13 protein-coding genes are annotated in these 18,309 nt (G+C 62.5%); 8 read left to right on the forward strand and 5 right to left on the reverse strand.

Translation table 11 applies throughout. The annotated features are described in order from the left end of the window. Positions 1–3 precede the first annotated feature (3 nt). From V6617_RS03910 to V6617_RS03925, 4 genes are all read left to right on the forward strand, one after another. Positions 4–1,587, forward strand: coding sequence for a DUF1007 family protein (locus V6617_RS03910; RefSeq protein ID WP_338609238.1), 1,584 nt, complete (start codon positions 4–6; stop codon positions 1,585–1,587). Between the two features lie 133 nt (positions 1,588–1,720). Continuing rightward, entirely contained in the window at positions 1,721–2,743 is a 1,023-nt protein-coding gene (gene hemH / locus V6617_RS03915; RefSeq protein ID WP_338609239.1) for a ferrochelatase, read from the forward strand. 94 nt (positions 2,744–2,837) lie between these two features. Next, a complete protein-coding gene (locus tag V6617_RS03920) occupies positions 2,838–3,806 on the forward strand; it encodes an SPFH domain-containing protein (RefSeq protein ID WP_338609241.1) in 969 nt (322 codons plus the stop codon). Between the two features lie 4 nt (positions 3,807–3,810). Continuing rightward, the gene (locus V6617_RS03925) at positions 3,811–4,272 is read left to right on the forward strand and encodes an NfeD family protein (protein WP_338609243.1); all 462 of its coding nucleotides are present in this window, start codon (positions 3,811–3,813) and stop codon (positions 4,270–4,272) included. A gap of 7 nt (positions 4,273–4,279) precedes the next feature. Here V6617_RS03925 and V6617_RS03930 read toward each other — a convergent pair whose 3' ends face one another. Together V6617_RS03930 and V6617_RS03935 are read right to left on the reverse strand one after the other, a co-directional pair. Then, positions 4,280–5,149 carry a flagellar motor protein MotB gene (locus tag V6617_RS03930; protein ID WP_338609245.1) on the reverse strand — a complete coding sequence of 290 codons (870 nt, stop codon included), beginning with the start codon at positions 5,147–5,149 and terminating at the stop codon, positions 4,280–4,282. Between the two features lie 2 nt (positions 5,150–5,151). Beyond that, entirely contained in the window at positions 5,152–5,931 is a 780-nt protein-coding gene (locus tag V6617_RS03935) for a motility protein A (RefSeq protein WP_338609247.1), read from the reverse strand. A gap of 261 nt (positions 5,932–6,192) precedes the next feature. On the opposite strand from V6617_RS03935, the gene V6617_RS03940 reads away from it, so the two are divergent. Further along, on the forward strand, positions 6,193–7,539 hold the full coding sequence (locus V6617_RS03940) for an outer membrane beta-barrel protein (RefSeq protein WP_338609248.1): 1,347 nt from the start codon (positions 6,193–6,195) through the stop codon (positions 7,537–7,539). Here V6617_RS03940 and galU read toward each other — a convergent pair. Then, the gene (galU, locus tag V6617_RS03945) at positions 7,523–8,419 is read right to left on the reverse strand and encodes a UTP--glucose-1-phosphate uridylyltransferase GalU (RefSeq protein ID WP_338609250.1); all 897 of its coding nucleotides are present in this window, start codon (positions 8,417–8,419) and stop codon (positions 7,523–7,525) included. The genes V6617_RS03940 and galU overlap by 17 nt on opposite strands. 123 nt (positions 8,420–8,542) lie before the next feature. Between galU and galE the strand changes: the two genes are divergently transcribed. Genes galE through V6617_RS03960 form a run of 3 tightly spaced genes read left to right on the forward strand, consistent with a single transcriptional unit; the run spans position 8,543 to position 11,935 of the window. Next, positions 8,543–9,541, forward strand: a complete 999-nt coding sequence (galE, locus tag V6617_RS03950) for a UDP-glucose 4-epimerase GalE (protein ID WP_338609252.1) — start codon at positions 8,543–8,545, stop codon at positions 9,539–9,541. Next, positions 9,493–10,737 carry a lytic murein transglycosylase gene (locus V6617_RS03955; RefSeq protein ID WP_338609254.1) on the forward strand — a complete coding sequence of 415 codons (1,245 nt, stop codon included), beginning with the start codon at positions 9,493–9,495 and terminating at the stop codon, positions 10,735–10,737. The genes galE and V6617_RS03955 overlap by 49 nt, the downstream gene beginning before the upstream one ends. A 49-nt stretch (positions 10,738–10,786) precedes the next feature. Continuing rightward, positions 10,787–11,935 (forward strand): DUF459 domain-containing protein, encoded by a 1,149-nt coding sequence (locus tag V6617_RS03960; RefSeq protein ID WP_338609256.1) that lies wholly within the window; start codon positions 10,787–10,789, stop codon positions 11,933–11,935. A 53-nt stretch (positions 11,936–11,988) separates the two neighbouring features. Here V6617_RS03960 and V6617_RS03965 read toward each other — a convergent pair whose 3' ends face one another. Then, complete coding sequence (locus tag V6617_RS03965) at positions 11,989–13,413, reverse strand: glutamate synthase subunit beta (protein ID WP_338609258.1); 1,425 nt, start codon at positions 13,411–13,413, stop codon at positions 11,989–11,991. 12 nt (positions 13,414–13,425) lie between these two features. Further along, a complete protein-coding gene (gltB, locus tag V6617_RS03970; RefSeq protein ID WP_422394798.1) occupies positions 13,426–18,141 on the reverse strand; it encodes a glutamate synthase large subunit in 4,716 nt (1,571 codons plus the stop codon). Positions 18,142–18,309: the final 168 nt, after the last annotated feature.

The raw sequence follows: 18,309 nt of genomic DNA on the forward strand, positions 1-18,309 counted from the left end.
TCCATGGCCCGAAATTTTCTCAAAACGATAGGCGCCGGTTGCCTTGCCGCGCTGGTTGGATGGGGCGGCCCGGCGCTGGCTCATCCCCATGTGTGGATCGACGCGGCGGGCGAAGTGCTGTTCGAAGACGGCGCGATTGTCGGTATGCGGCATCACTGGACGTTCGACGAATATTTTTCCGCCTGGGCCATTCAGGGGCTCGATGCGGATGGAGACGGGGTGCTCACACCCGCCGAACTGCAGCCATTGGCCGAGGAAAACATCGAGGGGCTCGATTTTTATTCCTATTACACGTTCGGCGATCCCGAAGGCGCCGGCGGTTCTGCGGCGGTGGCCGGGGCGAGCGATCCGTCCATGGTCTATGAGGACGGGCGGGTGACGCTGACGTTTTCGATGAATTTTGCCGAACCGCAGTCGGTCGGGGGCATCTACGACATCGAGGTTGGCGATCCGGAATATTATGCGGCCTTTACGTTTCCAGAAGAGGATTCGGTGACGCTGGAAGGCGCGCCGGAGGGGTGCAGCGTGGTTTCCAAGGAGCCGCAGCCCATCGATCCCGAACTCGAGGAACGGCTGTGGATGCTGGGGCCGGACGTAACCGAAATTCCCGCCGATCTGCGCGAGGCGGCGCGGGCCATGGCCAATCTGGTGACGGTGAGTTGCCCCGGCGGCGTGCCGGCGACGGCGCTCGATGCGATCGGCGAGGCGACGACCCAGCGGCCGGCATCGCCGTTTTCCGCGCCCCCGCCCGAGACTTCGCTAGTCCCCACGCAGGGCGGGTTTTTCGGCTGGGTCAGCCAGCAGCAGCGGCGCTTTTACGGGACGATGACGTCGGCGCTGGGTGCATTGCGGACCGATGGGAACGCCTTCTGGCTGCTGGGGGGCTTGAGTTTTCTCTATGGCATCTTCCATGCCGCCGGACCGGGGCATGGCAAGGTGGTGATCTCGTCCTATGTGCTGGCCAACGAACGCCAGTTGCGGCGCGGGATCGTTCTGAGCTTTCTTGCCGCCATGATGCAATCGGCGGTGGCGGTGGCGTTCGTTGTGGTTGCCGCGAGCGTGTTGCAACTGACCTCGATGGCCATGAGCCGGGCGGCGTGGTGGATGGAAATCATCTCCTATGGGATGGTGGCGCTGCTCGGGGCGTGGCTGGCGGCGCGCAAGCTGGTGTTTCCCCACAAACACCATCACGCGCATGGCAATTCGCATGGCCATCACCACGACCATGACGACCACACATGCGACCACCATGTGGTGACGCCGCAGCAGGCGCGGGGCGGGTGGAAGGAATCGCTTGGGGTTGTCGTTTCGGTCGGTCTGCGTCCGTGTTCGGGCGCGCTGGTGGTGCTGGTCTTTGCGTTGAGCCAGAATGTTCTGGCCGCCGGAATCGCTGCGACGTTCCTCATGGGTCTGGGAACGGCGATAACGGTGGCGGTGCTGGCTTCGGCTGCGGTCTATCTCAAGGGCGGCGCCCTGCGGCTGACCGGGCATGGCGCTGCGGGCGAATCGGTGGTCTGGTGGCTGGAGATGGCTGGTGCGCTGCTGGTCATGGCGTTTGGCATGATCTTGCTGTTTGCGACGATCTAGGTGGGCCAAAGGCGCGTATTGAGCGGGCAAATGGCCGCATCTTTTCGCCAAAGTGTTGCCCCGGCAGGCTTTGGCGCTATTGTGCCCGTCAACAAGAACAAAGACCTCACAATCCGCACCTCTCAGGATCCCGATGAACGCTCATCTGCCGCCCGATCATCCGCCCGTCAAACCGCGCAAAATCGGCGTTTTGCTGCTCAATCTGGGGACGCCCGACGGAACCGATTACTGGAGCGTACGGCGCTATCTCAAGGAATTCCTTTCCGATCCGCGCGTGATCGAGACGCCCAAATGGCTGTGGTGGCCGATCCTCAATCTGGGCATTTTGACGTTCCGGCCGCAAAAGACCGGGGCCAATTACGCCAAGATCTGGGACAAGCGGACCGATGAAAGCCCGCTGCGGGTGATCACCCGCGGGCAGGCCGAAAAACTCCAGCAGGCCATGGCGGCGGACGGGGTGATCGTCGAATACGGGATGCGCTACGGCAATCCTTCGACCGAAAGCGCTATCGGCAAGCTCCGGGAGCAGGGGTGCGACAAGATATTGCTGTTTCCGCTCTACCCGCAATATTCGGCAACCACGACCGCCACGGCCAATGATCAGGCCTTCCGGGCGCTGGCCAATATGCGCTGGCAGCCCGCCGTGCGCACCGTCCCGGCCTATTTCGGGGACGACATCTATGTCGAAACGCTGGCCCGATCGATCAGGGAAGGGGTCGAAAAGCTCGATTTCGAACCCGATCTGGTGATCACCTCCTATCACGGCATGCCCAAAACCTATCTCGACAAGGGCGACCCCTATCATTGCCAGTGCCACAAGACGACGCGGCTGGTGCGCGAAAAGCTCGGCTGGCCGAAAGACAAGATCATGCTGACCTTCCAGAGTCGGTTCGGACCCACCGAATGGCTTCAGCCCTATACCGACCAGACGCTCAAGGAACTGCCGGGCAAGGGGATCAAGAAGGTTGCCATTCTCGCGCCGGCCTTTTCGGCCGATTGCATCGAAACCCTCGAGGAAATCGCCATCGGGGGCGAGGAGGAATTCATGCATGCGGGGGGCGAGCGCTATGCCTATATCCCGTGCCTCAACGATACGCCGGACGGCATGGCGATGATCGAAGGGGTCGTGCGTCGCGAGTTGTCGGGCTGGCTCTAGGCGGCAACCTCGCGATTGTCAGCGCTCTGACCCGACCGTAAAGTCCTTGCCGTGGGACCGGCCTTTCGAGTCGGGCAAGTGGGAAGGCTGAATTATGGACGGGTTTTCGATAGTTCTTATCGTCATCGGCATTCTGGCCGTGATGGTTTTGCTGGCCGGGGTCAAGACCGTGCCGCAGGGGCACAATTACACGGTCGAGCGGTTCGGGCGTTATACGCGGACGCTCAAGCCGGGGCTCAACATCATCATTCCGTTCATCGACGGCATCGGGCGCAAGCTCAACATGATGGAGCAGGTGCTCGATGTGCCGCACCAGGAAGTCATCACCCGCGACAACGCCTCGATAACGGCGGACGGGGTGACGTTCTACCAGGTCCTGGATGCGGCGCAGGCGGCCTATGAGATTTCCAATCTCGAACAGGGCGTGCTCAATCTGACCATGACCAACATCCGCTCGGTGATGGGCTCGCTCGATCTGGACGAATTGCTGTCAAACCGCGACGAGATCAATTCGCGCGTGCTCCGGGTGGTCGATGCGGCGGTGGCGCCCTGGGGCGTCAAGATCACGCGCATCGAGATCAAGGACATCGAGCCGCCGCGCGATCTTGTCGATGCCATGGGCCGTCAGATGAAGGCGGAGCGCGACCGGCGCGCCGTGATTCTCGAGGCCGAAGGGCAGCGCCAGGCGCAAATTCTCAAGGCCGAGGGTGAAAAGCAGGCCCAGGTGCTCGAAGCTGAAGGCCGGCGCGAAGCCGCGTTTCGCGATGCCGAGGCGCGCGAGCGGTCGGCTGAGGCCGAGGCCAAGGCGACCGAGATGGTTTCCGAAGCGATTGCCAAGGGCGATGTGCAGGCCATCAATTATTTTGTCGCCAACAACTACGTCAAGGCGCTCGAAAAAATTGCCTCGGCGCCCAACCAGAAGGTTCTGATGCTGCCGCTGGAAGCCGCCAATGTCATCGGCGCGCTGGGTGGTGTTGCCGAGATCGCCCGCGAGGCATTCGGGGGCGAAGCGCCACGGCGCAACGCACCGGGGCGCCCACCCGCCACGCGGGGCGAAAGCTAAGGCCATGGACCTTATCTCGCTGATTGGAGACAATGCGGGCTGGGCGTGGCTGGTCTTCGGGCTCGTGCTGCTCGGGGTCGAACTTCTCGTTCCCGGCGTTTTCATGGTGTGGCTGGGCGGGGCGGCGCTTCTGACCGGTTTGACCGTGTTCCAGATCGGGATTGGCTGGCCGATCCAATGGGGGCTGTTCGGCGTTCTCTCGGTGGTGCTGGTCGCAAGCTGGCTGGCCTATTCGCGCCGTCGTCACGGCGATACGCCGCCGAGCGAAGATCCGCTGATCAATGCGCGGACCGCCCGGCTGCTGGGGCGTGAAACCGCGCTTGTCGAAGCGATCAGTGACGGGGTGGGGCGCGTGCGGATCGACGATACGCTGTGGCGGGTGTCAGGTCCCGAGCTTCCGGCGGGATCGCATGTGCGCATTACAGGCGCGCGGGGCGGATTGCTCGAGGTCGAAGCCGTGGGCTGACCCTGGTTCAGGGCGCCCATTGGGCAGGAACGGGCGGTTCCTCGTTGAGCACTGTGATCTTGATGCGCTGATTGGCAGCCAGATAGGGATCGTTGGCGAAATAGGGATCGGTTTCGGCCCGGCCCACCACCGCCTTGATCCGCGACGCCGACAGGCCGAATTCCTCGAGGATCTGCCGGGACACGTTGGCGCGGTCAAACGAGAGCTCCCAAGCCCCATATTCGGGATCGACATAGGAAATCCCGGCGGCGGTGTGGCCGGAAATCCGGATCTGGTTGGGCAGGCGCTGGAGGGCCGGGGCAATGGTGGCCAATGCCTGGCGCGTGTGCTCGAAGGGATATCGCGACCCCTCGGCGAACATGGGCCGCCCCTCCTGATCGGCGATCAGGATGTTGAGCCCTTCCTCGGTTTCCTCGAGAATGAGATTGTCTGTGATGTCGGTAATGACCGGGTTCTCGCGCCAGGCCTGCTCGATGCTGGCGGCGGCGAGCGAAAAGCGCCTTGGGGTTTCGAGTTCGGCGCGCTCAAGCTCGAAAGTCTGCGCTTCGGGGCCCTGCTGGGCGGCTTCGTCGTGGTCCTGGGTTTCGAACTGGCTGTCGCTCTGGTCGGGTTCCTGGGTCACGAGCTTGAGAAAGTCGCGCTGGGGCGTGCCTTCGCGCTCGATCACACCGGCGCGGGCAATGGTTTGGGAAAACCCGAACGCATCGCGCATCGAGCCGGCGACGATCTGGAGCTTTCGCTCGTCCTGGATGGAGAACGAAATGATGAGCACGAAAAAGCAGACAAGGATCGACATCAAATCGGCAAAAGTCACCAGCCATTCGGGGACCTCGGACTTGTTGTCCTTCTTGCGCGCTGCGGCGCTCGCGCGTGCCATGGTCAGGCGGCTGCCCTGAGCTGGGATTCGTCGGCTTCGCGCTGCTGTTCGGGCAGGTAGGCAACCAGCATTTCACGAATCAGGTTGGGGCTCTTGCCATCGCGGATGGACATGATGCCATCGATGATGAGTGTCTGGTTGATCTCCTCGACGCTGAATTTGGCGAGCAGTTTGTCGGATATCGGCAGGCACACCAGATTGGCGATGATCGCGCCGTAGAGCGTGGTCAGCAGCGCGACCGCCATGGCCGGCCCGATCGCAGAGGGATCGTCCATGCTCCCGAGCATCTGGACGAGCCCAACAAGCGTGCCGATCATCCCGAAGGCCGGCGCGGCATCGCCGAGCGATTTGAAGACGCGCTGGCCTTCGCTCAGCCGGGAGAGATACTGGTCGCGCTCGAGCTCCATGGATTCGCGGATGAATTCGGGATCGTAGGCGTCGGCAATGTATTGCGCGCCTTTGCGCAGATTGGGCTCGTCGAAGTCCATGCCTTCGAGGCCGAGCGGGCCCTGGCGGCGCGCGATGTCGCCCATCCGGGCAATCTTTTCGATCAACTCGCGCGGTTCGACCTTCTTGTGGGTGAAGGCGACGCGCCCGCCGGTGACCAGGGCCTGGCCCACTCCGGCCAGGGGAAAGCGGATCAGCGTGGCGGCGAATCCGCCACCGATGACGATGAAAATCGAGGGGATATCGACAAACGCGGAAAACGATCCGCCCATGAAAATGGCAAAAGCAATAACGGCGGCACCAGCGATGATGCCCAAAATCGTGGCGAGATCCATGCCAAAAACTCCATGGCCCAAGATGGGCCAGGTCGCGAGGTCCAAATATGGGGACACTATAGGAAGCAGGTCATACCAAGGCCTTAACCGCTTCAAATTTGATGACCTTGGATGCGAGGAAATGTGAGCACCGGTAAAGCTTTCTTAACCATAAGTTGAAAGCCTCCGGTCATAATTTCCGGAACCGTGAAATTGACCTTTGGTGCCCGAACAATTCTCGTCCTGACCCTTGCGGGTGCCGGTGCTTTGGCTGGTGCCTCAATGACGCTTGCCCAAGGGGACGGGTCGGGGACCGACAATCCCGATCTGTTGCGCGGGTCGCTGGGCGTGGGGTGCCGGCCGGGGACGTTGTGTCAGTTTCCCGCCCCCGATCTGGCCGTGCCTTTCACCTTGCCCGCCGCGCCCTTGCCGCTTTCAACTCCCGAGCCTGCCACCAGTGCGGCTGTCGCGGCGCCACCAGAGGCGGCGCCCGCTTCGGAACCGGTGCAACCTGCCGTGGCGGCTCCGGTCGATACGGCCGATTGGGGCGAACTGGGATACGGAATTGCCCTGCGGGGCGCCTATGTGCGCAGCGGGGCGACCGAGCGGTTTGAAATGCTGACGATCCCCTCGGTTTCCTATTCCCGTTCCGGCGGGACGACCGATCTGGCGCTGAACGCGTCGGCGACGCTGGTTGCGCCGCAATCGGATGATGCGCGCGTCGGCGCGGCCAATGTGTCGGCCGATGTCGTCCATAGGCTTTCGCCGTCGGCGGGGCTGGCATTCAATGCCGACCTTGCGCTGTCCCAGGATGCGCCGGACGGCTTAAGTGCCGATGAGGCGGATCTGGCCAGCGCGCCGGTTTCGGTCTTGGGTACTGCCGGGCTCGGCTACACGCATCGGTTCGGCAATTTTACCGTCAGCGGGGCCGGTGACATCGCGCGCGACTGGGTTGGCGAGGCCGTTCAGGCCGATGGCACGGTGATCGACAACAGCCATGAAGGCGCAACCCGCTATGGCGGCGAGCTCAGGGTGGCGTATGAATTGACCCCGATAGTCGGGGTGTTCGGCCAGGGGGCTGTGGGACGGACCGAGTTCGATGGGGTCGATCCCGATCTGGGCGCCAGCCGCTCAGGCGACGATTTCGAGCTGCGTGGCGGCATCACGACAAACTGGTCCGACGTCGTGACGCTGGAGGCGTCCATTGGCTCGGGCTGGCGGATGTTTGACGCCGATGCCATCCCCGAAGCGCAGACATGGCTCTATGGCGTTTCGGCTGCCTATCGTCCGACGACGACCACCGAGTTCACGGCGAGCTTCGATACCGAACTAACGCCGGGGCAGGGTGGCTCGGGCGCCAGCGCAACCTATGGTGTGGACGTTGAAGCCCGGCACAGGGCCAATTCATGGCTCGCCCTGCGGGCCTCGGCGGGTACGCAATGGGCAGTGCCCGAGGACGGCTCGGCGACCAGCCGGAGCTATTCGGCGGGGCTTGGCGCCGATTTCACGGTCAGCCAGCACACCACTGCAACGCTCGACTATGATTATGGATTGCGCGAGGACCCCGCCGCGGCGATTGCCAGCCGCGACGAGCACCGGATCAGCGGCGGCGTCAGTCTTCAATACTGATTGGGGTGTCGCCGGTCAGGGTCTTGAGTTCGCTCAAGAACGCATCGGCAATATCGGGCCGGTCGAGCGCGAAGGCGACATTGGCGGTCAGGAACCCGATCTTGGAGCCGCAATCGAAAACCTGTCCATCGTATTTGACGCCGATGAAGGGCTGGCGGTCCATGAGGTAGTGCATGGCGTCGGTGATCTGGATTTCACCGCCCGTGCCCACGGTCTGCTCGCCCAGAAGGGAAAAGATTTCCGGCTGAAGGATGTAGCGGCCCGAAATGATGAGGTTTGAGGGCGCATCCTCGGGCTTGGGCTTTTCGACCATGCCGGTGATGGCGAACCCGCTGTCGGGGCCTTCGCCACGGGCGACGACGCCATAGGAAGAGACGTCTTCGGGCGCACACTCCTCGACCGCGATAATGTTGCCGCCCGTTTCTTCATAAGCGTCCATCATCTGCTTGAGCACGCCGGGAGAGGATTTGAAGATCATGTCGGGCAACAAGAGCGCGAAGGGTTCGCGCCCGACGATGTCGCGGGCGCACCATACGGCATGGCCGAGGCCGAGCGGTTCCTGCTGGCGGGTGAAGCTCGACTGGCCCGCCTTGGGCAGGTCGCGGCGGAGCTGTTCGAGGGCTTCGGTCTTGCCGCGCGCCTCGAGCGTTGCCTCGAGCTCGAACTGACGGTCGAAATGGTCCTCGATGACACCCTTGTTGCGGCCGGTGACGAAAACGAAATGCTCGATGCCCGCCTCGCGGGCCTCATCGACGGCATACTGGATGACCGGCTTGTCGACGACCGTCAGCATCTCCTTGGGCATGGCTTTGGTGGCGGGAAGAAACCTTGTTCCAAGGCCGGCGACAGGAAAGACGGCTGTACGGACTCTCTGGACCACTTCATACTCCCTTGCGATTGCTTTGACATAAACTAAGACAGTTTCAATGTCTTAATGCAAGATTGTGGTGACAGTTGCATGCCAGCAATGCATGCGAGGGCATAAGCGGATTTAAGGACAATCATGGCTATACTGGTCACGGGCGGCGCGGGATATATCGGCTCGCATATGGTGCTGCATCTGGCGGATGCGGGCGAGAACGTCGTGGTACTCGACAATCTGACCACCGGTTTTTCCTGGCTGGTCGATCATCGGGTCAAGCTCGTTGAAGGCAATGTGGCCGATGCCGAGCTGGTGTCGAAAATCATTGCCGAAAACGAAATTGATTCGATCATTCATTTTGCCGGTTCGATCATCGTGCCGGAATCGGTGGAAAACCCGCTCAAATATTACAAGAACAATACGGCCAATACGCGCGATCTGATTGCCGCCGCGGTGGCGGGCGGGGTCAAGCATTTCATCTTTTCATCGACCGCGGCAGTCTATGGCATGGTGGGGCTCGAGCCGGTGGCCGAGGACGCAATCCTTTCGCCGGTCTCGCCCTATGGGCGCTCGAAACTGATGAGCGAATGGATGCTGGCCGATGTGGCTGCGGCCCATCCGATCACCTATGGGGTCTTGCGCTATTTCAACGTGGCGGGCGCGGACCCCCAAATGCGCTCGGGACAATCGACGGCGGGCGCTACGCACCTGATCAAGGTGGCAGTGCAGACCGCGCTGGGGCATCGCGAGACGATGAGCGTATTCGGCGATGACTATCCGACGCCCGATGGCACCTGCGTGCGCGACTATATCCATGTGGCCGACCTTGTTGCGGCGCATGGATTGCTGCTCGGGCATTTGCGCGATGGCGGGGAAAGCACCACCGTCAATTGCGGTTATGGGCGCGGGTTTTCGGTCGATGAGGTGATTTCGACCGTCAAATCGGTGACGGGGATCGATTTTCCCGTCGAACACGGGCCGCGCCGGCCGGGCGATCCGGCCTCGATCGTGGCAGGGGCCGACCGGATCAAGGCGCTGGGCTGGGTGCCCAAGCATGACGACCTCGCCGGAATCGTGGAGATGGCCTATAAATGGGAAAAATATCTCGATACGCGCAACGACCGGCCCTCCATTCTCTGATCGGAGCGATTTTCGTCTGGTTGGGGCTGGCCGGAGCGGGTCTGGCGCAGCCGGTCGAGAGCTTCGGGGCGTTCAAGGACCGGATGGAAGCGGTTGCCGTAGCCAATGGCATAGACCGCGATTTCTATCGCGCGGTCATGGGGCCGGTCACGCCCGACCCTTCGATCCCGTCTCTGATTTCCGGGCAACCCGAATTCGTGACGCCGATCTGGGCGTATCTCGATGCCCGGATCGGATCGGGACGGATTGCGCGCGGGCGGGCGGCGGTCGCGGCCAATGGCGGATTGCTGAATGCCGTAGGGCAGCGCTATGGGGTCGATCCTTACGTTCTGGCGGCGATCTGGGGGATGGAATCCGATTATGGCGCGGTGCTGTCCAACCGCTCGCTCATCAAGCCGATCATCCCGTCTCTTGCAACGCTTGCCCATCAGCGGCGTGGGCGGGTGGCAGAGGATGAGGCCGAACTGATCGCTGCTCTGGCGATCGCGCAGGCGCGGGGATCGGCGGAAGGACTTGTGGGCTCCTGGGCCGGGGCGCTGGGGCATCTGCAACTCATTCCCACCGCCTATCTGCAATATGGGCAGGATGGCGATGGGGACGGCGTTGCCGATCCGCACACTTCGCTTGCCGATGCGCTGGCGTCATCGGCCAATTATCTGCGCGGGCTGGGTTATCGGCCCGGTCTCGATTGGGGGTTCGAGGTCGAAGTGCCCGAAGGGTTCGACTACCTGCTGGCCGATCGCGAGGCTTTTCGGACCATAGGCTTTTTCGCCGAGCGGGGCGTCGCACGGGTGGCGGGGCGAGAGTTCACCGACCTGGACATCGAGGTCTTCCTTTATGTTCCGGCGGGGGCGGCAGGGCCGAAATTTTTGATGACGCGCAATTATCTGGTGTTCAAGGGATACAATTTCTCCGATTCTTACGCGATGGCGGTTGCCCATCTGACCGACAGGCTCAAGGGCGCCGGGCCGTTCGTTGCTTCATGGCCACGCGGCGCGCAATTTCCCGATCGCCAGCAGCGGATCGATATCCAGACGATGCTGGCGCGGCTGGGGTATTACGGGGGCGTGGTTGACGGCAACATCGGGCCGGTGACGCAGGCGGCCTATGCGCGGTTTCAGGCGGACGCGGGGTTGGTCGCTGACGGGTTCGTGACCCGCGAGGCGCATCGATTGCTGGCCAGTGCCGTTCAATAATTAAGTGGTGGCGCTTTGAGGGTGCTGTGAATTGGACTAGAAACCGCTGATGGTCATGTGGCGTTCCATAGTTGTTTTTCTGGTGCTCGCGCTTTCGGCGTCCGGCGTTTTGGCGCAGGAGCGCAGCACGCGCACGCTGTTCGAGGTGCTGTTCGGTTCGGGGAATGAAGAGCAGCAGAGCCAGCCGCAAGAGCCGGTCACGTCGCAGCCCCGGCCCCAGGCCCAGCCTGCGCCCCAACCCCGGCAGGCCGAGCCGCCTGAAACCAGCGAAGTGGAAAAATCGGACAATGCACGTCGGGTAGCCGTGTTCGGGGATTCGCTGGCCGTCGATCTGGCGCGAGCGCTGGAGCGGCTCTATGCGGACAATCCCGAAATATCGGTCCGCGAGCAGGCGGTCGGATCGTCGGGCTTTGTACGCAACGATTTTTTCGACTGGAACGCGGCGATCGAGGACGAGGTGATCGCCGACAGCTTCGATGTCGCGGTGGTGGCCATCGGGATCAATGACCGGCAGGCACTCGACGGGGCCGAGGCGCTGTCGGACCCGTGGCGCAGTGCTTATCGGGACCGGATCGATGCGTTTCTGGCCGACATCAACGCGGCCGGGAAGGAAGTCGTCTGGCTCGAATTGCCGCCGATGCAACAGCCCAGCTATGGGGCTGCCATGGCGCAGATTTCCTCCATCCACAAGGCGGCGGTCAATGCGGCTGGCGGGGCGTGGGTGGAGACCTATGACCGCTATCTGGGCGAAGATGGCGGCTACAGCGCCGATGGACCGGATCTGAACGGCAATATCGTGGATATGCGCAAGGGCGACGGCATCCATTTTTCTGCGGCCGGCGCTGACAAGCTGGCCTTTTATATCGACAGGGCGATGGGTTCGGGCGGCGGTGGCCGGGTCAGCCTGTCGGGCAGCACCTCGGAGGTCGCCGACCTGCTGGCGGGGACAGATGCCGCCGGGATGGTCCGGCCGCCCTATCAAGGGCTCGACCAGATGCGGCTGGTCGAGATGGCCAGTTTCGTGCAGGACCTTGGCGGTGCGGCGCAGAGGGCGAACGATCTTATCGTGGCGGGGCAGGCCACGGCGGGAACGCGCGGTTTTGCGCTCGAGGACATGCTCGATGCGCCGGTGGGACGGGTGGATGCGTTCGGCTTGGGTCGGGCCGAAACAATTATCGAAAACCCCGGTGGGCGTTGAGAAAAAAGCCCCGGAGTTTGTCCGGGGCTTTTTTCTGATTCAGATCGAACAGATCAGCGCGGCAGAGCGGTCTCGCCCATGAGGTCGAGATCGATGGCGCGGGCCGCCTGACGGCCCTCGCGAATGGCCCAGACGACCAGCGACTGGCCGCGGCGCATGTCGCCGGCGGCATAGACACCATCCACGCTGGTCTTGTAGCTGAAGGTATCGGCGAACAGATTGCCGCGCTTGTCGAGCCTGGCGCCGAGCTGTTCGAGCATGCCGTCGTGGATCGGATGGGCAAAGCCGATGGCCATCAGCACCAGTTCGGCGGGCAGGATGAAATCGCTGCCCTCGATGGGCTGGCGGTCATTGCCGACGCGGGCGCATTTGACGCCCGAGACGTGGCCGCGCTCGTCCGACACGATCTCGACGGTTCCGGCCTGGAACTCACGATTGGCGCCTTCGGCCTGCGAAGATGAGGTGCGCATCTTGACGGCCCAGTTTGGCCATGAAGTGAGCTTGTCTTCCTTTTCGGGCGGACGCGGGCGGATATCGAGCTGGGTCACCGAGACGGCGCCCTGACGGAACGCGGTGCCCACGCAATCGGATGCCGTATCGCCGCCGCCAATCACTACCACATTCTTGCCGGCGGCAAGGATGGGTTCGTCGGTGACCAGTTCTCCGCCATTGCGGCGGTTCTGCTGGACGAGATAGGGCATGGCGTAGTGGACGCCGGCAAAGTCGGTGCCCTCACAGCCCGGATGGCGCGGGAATTCCGAGCCGCCGCAGAGCAGCACCGCGTCGTGGTTTTCCTTAAGATCCGAGAAGGGGCGGGTGACGCCGATGTTTTCACCGAAATGAAAGATCACGCCTTCGGCTTCCATCTGGGCCTGACGGAAATCGATATGGCCCTTTTCCATCTTGAAGTCGGGAATGCCATACCGCATCAATCCGCCCGGCTTGGGCTCACGCTCGAAGAGGTGAACCTCGTGGCCGACGCGGGCAAGCTGTTGCGCGGCGGCGAGACCGGCCGGGCCGGCGCCGACGATGGCGATCTTCTTGCCGGTCTTTTTGTCGGCAATCTGGGGGCGGACCCAGCCGCCCTTGATGGCCTTGTCGGCAATGGCCTGTTCCACGGTCTTGATGGCGACCGGCACGTCCTCAAGGTTGAGCGTGCACGCTTCCTCGCAGGGTGCGGGGCAGATGCGGCCGGTGAACTCGGGGAAGTTGTTGGTCGAATGAAGGTTGCGCGAGGCCTCCTCCCAATCGTCCTGATAAACGAGATCGTTCCAGTCCGGAATCTGGTTGTGCACGGGGCAGCCCGTATCGCCATGGCAATAGGGGATGCCGCAATCCATGCAGCGGGCGGCCTGGTTCTTCACTTCCGGCTCGGTGAGCGGAATCGTGAACTCGCGATGGTGCCGAACGCGATCCGAGGCAGGCTCGTAGCGCTGTTCCTGGCGATCTATTTCAAGAAAGCCTGTTACCTTACCCATTGGCTTTCTCCTTTACTCTGCTGCGGTTGGGCGCGAGCGGCCCGTGCGCAAATCTTCCATTTCCTGCATCGCCCGGCGGTATTCGACAGGCATGACCTTGACGAATTTGGGACGGTATTGCTCCCAATTGTCCAGGATCAGCTTGGCGCGTGATGAGCCGGTATAGTGCAGATGGTTGGAAATGAGCTGGAACAGACGCTCGTCGTCATGCTTGGTCATGTCGCCGGAAACGTCGACCCGGCCGTGCCATTCGAGATCGCCACCGTGGTGGTGGATCTTGCGCATCAGCTCTTCTTCCTCGGTGACGGGTTCGAGATCGACCATGGCGAGGTTGCAGCGCGAGCGGAAGGTTTCCTCCTCGTCGAGCACGTAAGCGACACCACCGGACATCCCGGCGGCGAAGTTGCGGCCGGTCTTGCCGATGACCACGACGACACCGCCGGTCATGTATTCACAGCCGTGATCGCCAGTGCCTTCGACAACGGCGATGGCGCCCGAGTTGCGCACGGCGAAACGCTCGCCGGCCACGCCGCGGAAATAGCATTCGCCCTCGATGGCGCCGTAAAGCACGGTGTTGCCCACGATCATCGATTCCTCGGGCACGATCCGGGACTTTTCGGAGGGACGAATGACGATGCGGCCACCCGAAAGTCCCTTGCCGACATAGTCGTTGGCGTCCCCGATCAGATCGAAGCTGATGCCTTTGGCAAGGAACGCGCCAAAGCTCTGGCCCGCTGTGCCGCGCAGGGTGACCGAAATGGTGTCTTCGGCCAGTCCTTTGTGCCCATGGGCCTTGGCGACTTCGCCCGACAGCATGGCGCCGGTCGAGCGGTTGAGCGAGCGGATTGGGCTTTCGAACTGGATCGGCTCTTTGGTGTCGATGGCGTTGCGGGCCTTGGCGATCAGCTCGCGGTCGAGCACGGCCTCGAGGTGATGGTTCTGAAATTCGGTATGATGGATCGAATCCCCGCCGAGGGGCTCGGGCTTATAAAACAGCTTGGAGAAATCGAGCCCCTTGGCCTTCCAGTGATTGTCGAGCCGGGTCTGCTCGAGCAGGTCGGAGCGGCCGATCACCTCATTGAGAGTCCGGGCGCCCATTTTGGCGAGCAGCTTGCGCAACTCTTCGGCGACAAAGAAGAAATAGTTGATGACGTGCTCGGGCGTTCCCTTGAAGCGCTTGCGCAGCACGGGGTCCTGGGTGGCGATGCCGACCGGGCAGGTGTTGAGATGACACTTGCGCATCATGATGCAGCCAGCCGCGATCAGCGGGGCGGTGGCAAAGCCGTACTCATCGGCACCGAGCATGGCGCCGATCAGAACATCGCGGCCGGTGCGGAAGCCGCCATCGACCTGAAGGGCCACGCGTGAACGCAGACGGTTGATAACCAGGGTCTGATGGGTTTCGGCCAGACCGATTTCCCATGGGCTGCCGGCATGCTTGAGCGAGGTCAGCGGCGATGCGCCCGTGCCCCCGTCATAGCCGGCAATGGTGATGTGGTCGGCACGCGCCTTGGCGACGCCGGCGGCTACCGTGCCCACGCCCACTTCAGAGACCAGCTTGACCGAAATGGCGGCGTCGGGGTTGACGTTCTTGAGGTCGTAGATGAGCTGGGCCAGATCCTCGATGGAATAGATATCGTGGTGTGGTGGCGGCGAAATCAGAGCCACGCCCGGGGTCGAATGGCGAATCTTGGCGATCACCCAGTCCACCTTGTGGCCGGGGAGTTGTCCGCCTTCGCCGGGCTTGGCACCCTGTGCGACCTTGATCTGGAGCATGTCGGCGTTGACCAGATATTCGGTGGTGACGCCAAACCGGCCCGAGGCGATCTGCTTGATGGCCGAGCGCTCAGGGTTCATGGCGCCGTCAGCCAGCGGCTTGAAGCGCTTGGGGTCTTCTCCGCCCTCGCCGGTGTTGGACTTGCCGCCGATCTTGTTCATGGCCATGGCGAGCGTTGTGTGGGCTTCGCGCGAAATCGACCCGAAGCTCATGGCGCCGGTGGCAAAGCGCTGCACGATGGCTTCGGCGGGCTCGACTTCGGAGATGTCGACCGGTTCGCCGAGCGGCTTGATCTCGAACAGCGAACGGATGGTCAGATGCTCGGCGTTCTCGCCGTTGGCGGCGCGGGCGAACGCGTCATAGCGCTCCTGGGCGCTTTCGGGCGTATCGTCCTTCAGCCGCACTGCATGCTGGAGGTCGGCGATGGTGTTGGGGCCCCAGGCATGGGCTTCCCCACGCATGCGATAGGCGTATTCGCCGCCGACCTCAAGGCTCTTGCGCAACACGGCATCGTCGGAAAAGGCGAGGGTGTGGCGGCGCAGGGTTTCCTCGGCCACTTGTGCCAGGCCCACACCTTCGATGGTGGTGGCGGTGCCGAAAAAGAAGCGCTTGACGAATTCGGAGGAGAGCCCGACCGCGTCGAAAATCTGCGCGCCGCAATATGACTGGTAGGTCGAAATGCCCATCTTGGACATGATCTTGAGCAGACCCTTACCCACCGATTTGATGTAGCGGTAGATGACTTCGCCGGCATCGACTTCGGCGGGAAATTCGCCTTCGGCGTGCAGCGCAGCGAGGGCCTCGAAGGCCAGATAGGGGTTGATGGCTTCGGCGCCATAGCCGGCCAGGACGGCGAAGTGGTGCACTTCACGCGCTTCGCCGGTTTCGACCACAAGGCCCGAGGAGGTGCGCAGCCCCTTGCGGATCAGGTGATGGTGCACGGCAGCAGTGGCCAGCAGCGCAGGGATGGCGATCCGGTTTGCAGCGACCAGACGGTCGGACAGGATGATGATGTTGTAGCCGTTCTGGACCGAGGATTCGGCGCGTTCGCACAGGGCGTCGAGCGCGGCCTGCATACCGGCGGTGCCCTTTGCGGCATCGTAGGTGATGTCGAGGGTTGCGGTATGGAACTGGTTATCGGCCATGTCGCCGAGCGCGCGGATCTTTTCAAGATCCTCGTTGGTCAGGATGGGCTGGCGCACTTCGAGGCGCTTGGTGGTCGAAAGACCTTCCAGATCGAACAGATTGGGGCGCGGGCCGATGAACGAGACAAGGCTCATCACCGATTCCTCGCGAATCGGGTCGATGGGCGGGTTGGTGACCTGCGCAAAGTTCTGCTTGAAATAGGTATAGAGCAGCTTGGGCTTGTCCGAGAGGGCCGAGAGGGGCGTATCGGTGCCCATCGAGCCGACGGCTTCCTGGCCCGTGGTCGCCATGGGCGCCATGAGGACCTTGATGTCTTCCTGGCTGTAGCCAAAGGCCTGCAAACGGTCGAGAAGGCTCTCGGTGGTTGCTGGTGCCTTGGGTTCGGCTTCGGGCAGGTCCTCGAGCACGATCTGGGTCTTGGCGAGCCAGTTCGCATAAGGGTTCTTGCCGGCGAGAGCCTTTTTGATCTCGTCGTCGGAGACGATGCGGCCCTCTTCGAGGTCAATGAACAGCATGCGGCCCGGCTGCAGGCGCCAGCGCTCGACGACGTCTTCTTCAGGGATATCGAGCACGCCCGATTCCGAGGCGAGAACGACGTGACCTTCCTTTGTCACCAGATAGCGGGCCGGGCGCAGGCCGTTGCGGTCGAGGGTGGCAACGACGTAGCGGCCGTCCGAAAGCGACATGGCGGCAGGCCCGTCCCAGGGCTCCATCAGAGCTGCGTGGTATTCGTAAAAGGCGCGGCGCTCGTCATCCATCAGCGAATTGCCGGCCCAGGCTTCCGGGATCAGCATCATGGCCGCATGGGGCAACGGGTAACCGCCGCGCACGAGGAATTCGAGCGCGTTGTCGAAACAGGCGGTGTCGGACTGGCCTTCATAGGAGATCGGCCAGATCTTGGTGATGTCGTCGCCGAACTTGGGCGAGGCCACCGAGGCCTGACGGGCCGCCATCCAGTTGACGTTGCCGCGGATGGTGTTGATTTCCCCGTTGTGGATGGTCATCCGGTAGGGGTGAGCCAGCTTCCAGGACGGGAAGGTGTTGGTCGAAAAACGCTGGTGAACGAGCGCGATGGCGCTGTCGAACTGGGTGTCGTGCAGGTCGGGGTAGAACTTGCCGAGCTGGTCGGCCAGGAACATGCCCTTGTAGACGATGGTGCGGGCCGACATCGAGACGATGTAAAAGCCGTTGTCGCCCTGCACTTCGGGGATTTCTTTATAGAGCGTGTTGGAGATCACCTTGCGCGTTATCAGGAGCTTGCGCTCGAAGGCGTCGATGTCCTCGAGCCCTTCGGGACGGGCGACAAACATCTGCTCGATGATGGGCTGGGTGGCGATGACGCCTTCGGACAGTGCCGAGTTGTCGAACGGAACGACACGCTCGCCGAGGATTTCGAGCCCCTCTGCGGCAATCGTCTTGCGTACGAGATCGGCGCAACGGTCGCGCAGGGCGGTATCGTTGGGATAAAAGATCATGATCGGGGCATAGAACCCCGCATCGGGCAGGTCGAAATCGGCGACCTTGTTGAAAAAGGCATGCGGAATCTGGACGAGAATGCCCGCGCCGTCGCCCATGAGCGGGTCGGCGCCGACCGCGCCGCGGTGTTCGAGGTTCTCGAGGATTTCGAGCCCCTTCTGCACCACTTCGTGGCTCCTGATGTTCTTGATGTTGGCGATCATGCCGATGCCGCAGGCATCGTGCTCATTGGCCGGGTCATAAAGACCCTGGGCGGCGTTGCGTTTGGTCGCAGTGGTGCCCGGAAGTGCCGCAGCCGCCTCGATCAAATGCTTGTCCATTTCGCCCATATCAGGTCCTCGCCAAAGTTAACGGAAGGCAAGCCAATTCACCGTCCGTGCAGGTCGCTCGTTCGGGTCGTACAAGGATCAATGTACGGCTCGGGTGAGCAGACCGGTTTATTTACACTGGAGCGGCGCTGCATCCAAATGGCCGCTCAAATGAACCCCTATCGGGTT

Source organism: Pelagibacterium nitratireducens (assembly GCF_037044555.1).
Taxonomy (GTDB): domain Bacteria; phylum Pseudomonadota; class Alphaproteobacteria; order Rhizobiales; family Devosiaceae; genus Pelagibacterium; species Pelagibacterium nitratireducens.

What these genes read in the sequence shown, in the direction of transcription:
- V6617_RS03940 (WP_338609248.1), top strand. Translation starts at nt 6,193, where the DNA reads ATGACGCTTGCCCAAGGGGACGGGTCGGGGACCGACAATCCCGATCTG.
- galE (WP_338609252.1), top strand. Translation starts at nt 8,543, where the DNA reads ATGGCTATACTGGTCACGGGCGGCGCGGGATATATCGGCTCGCATATG.
- V6617_RS03910 (WP_338609238.1), top strand. Translation starts at nt 4, where the DNA reads ATGGCCCGAAATTTTCTCAAAACGATAGGCGCCGGTTGCCTTGCCGCG.
- V6617_RS03930 (WP_338609245.1), bottom strand. Translation starts at nt 5,149, where the DNA reads ATGGCACGCGCGAGCGCCGCAGCGCGCAAGAAGGACAACAAGTCCGAG.
- hemH (WP_338609239.1), top strand. Translation starts at nt 1,721, where the DNA reads ATGAACGCTCATCTGCCGCCCGATCATCCGCCCGTCAAACCGCGCAAA.
- V6617_RS03960 (WP_338609256.1), top strand. Translation starts at nt 10,787, where the DNA reads ATGGTCATGTGGCGTTCCATAGTTGTTTTTCTGGTGCTCGCGCTTTCG.
- V6617_RS03955 (WP_338609254.1), top strand. Translation starts at nt 9,493, where the DNA reads ATGGGAAAAATATCTCGATACGCGCAACGACCGGCCCTCCATTCTCTG.
- V6617_RS03920 (WP_338609241.1), top strand. Translation starts at nt 2,838, where the DNA reads ATGGACGGGTTTTCGATAGTTCTTATCGTCATCGGCATTCTGGCCGTG.
- V6617_RS03935 (WP_338609247.1), bottom strand. Translation starts at nt 5,931, where the DNA reads ATGGATCTCGCCACGATTTTGGGCATCATCGCTGGTGCCGCCGTTATT.
- V6617_RS03925 (WP_338609243.1), top strand. Translation starts at nt 3,811, where the DNA reads ATGGACCTTATCTCGCTGATTGGAGACAATGCGGGCTGGGCGTGGCTG.
- V6617_RS03965 (WP_338609258.1), bottom strand. Translation starts at nt 13,413, where the DNA reads ATGGGTAAGGTAACAGGCTTTCTTGAAATAGATCGCCAGGAACAGCGC.
- gltB (WP_422394798.1), bottom strand. Translation starts at nt 18,141, where the DNA reads ATGGGCGAAATGGACAAGCATTTGATCGAGGCGGCTGCGGCACTTCCG.